General features: G+C 54.1%; 1 protein-coding gene and 1 pseudogene. Both read left to right on the top strand.

Features of this window, described 5'->3' with window-relative positions; genetic code table 11:
• Positions 1-188, top strand: a pseudogene (locus BQ7364_RS00070) (cell division ATP-binding protein FtsE); the annotation flags it as partial.
• Positions 181-814, top strand: a 634-nt coding sequence (locus tag BQ7364_RS00065; protein WP_072682800.1) for a permease-like cell division protein FtsX, incomplete at its 3' end; no start/stop codon positions are given. The pseudogene BQ7364_RS00070 and the gene BQ7364_RS00065, both read left to right, overlap by 8 nt.

Genomic DNA, 814 nt, shown 5'->3' with positions numbered 1-814 from the left:
TCGATCCGCAGAAGTCGGATGAGATCATGACGTTGTTGGAAAAGATCAACCGTGAGGAAAAAACGACGGTGCTGATGGTCACGCACGACATCACGCTGGTGAACAAGCACCGCAAACGCACGATCGCCCTGGAAGCGGGGCATATCGTCGCGGACATGAACGAGGGAGGGTATATCAAACATGATTAGACGATTCTTCCGGCATATCCGCGAGGGTTTTTATGGTGTGGGCCGGCACGCGGCAATGTCGGTGTCGAGCGCCTCGGCGGTGACGATCACGTTGTTGATCATCTCGATCTTTATGATCGTGACGGGCAACATGCAGGAGGTCACCCAGAACATCGAAGGCTCGGTGAAGATTTCTGCGTTTGTAGCCTATGACCATGAGGAACAATCGCAGCTGGACATGATTCAGGCGACGATCAAGAATCTGGAGCATGTGGTCAGCGTGGAATACTCAAGCAAGGATCAGGAATTCGACGAGCTGATGGAAACGTATGAGGATGAAAGCGCCAGAGAAGCGCTGGAAACGTATCGGGAGGATAATCCGCTGCACGACGCGTTCTATGTGGAAGTAAACGACGGAGACGCGTTAAAGGACACGGCGGAAAAGATTCAGGCGATCGAAGGGATCGAAACGGTGAACTACGGCGGGGACAGTGCGCTGATGTTTGTCCGAACGCTGAATTCCGTGCGGTTTGGCGGGGCGATTCTGGTGGCGGGCTTAAGCGCGCTGGCGATTTTCTTGATCGCGAACACGATCAAGCTGACGATTTACGCGCGAAGCAACGAGATTGCGATCATGCGGGACGTCG

It is taken from the genome of Holdemania sp. Marseille-P2844 (assembly GCF_900120005.1).
In the GTDB taxonomy this organism is placed as follows: domain Bacteria; phylum Bacillota_I; class Bacilli_A; order Erysipelotrichales; family Erysipelotrichaceae; genus Holdemania.
The sequence above is the reverse complement of the archived record's forward strand: the minus strand, read 5'-3'. Positions and strand labels throughout refer to the sequence as shown.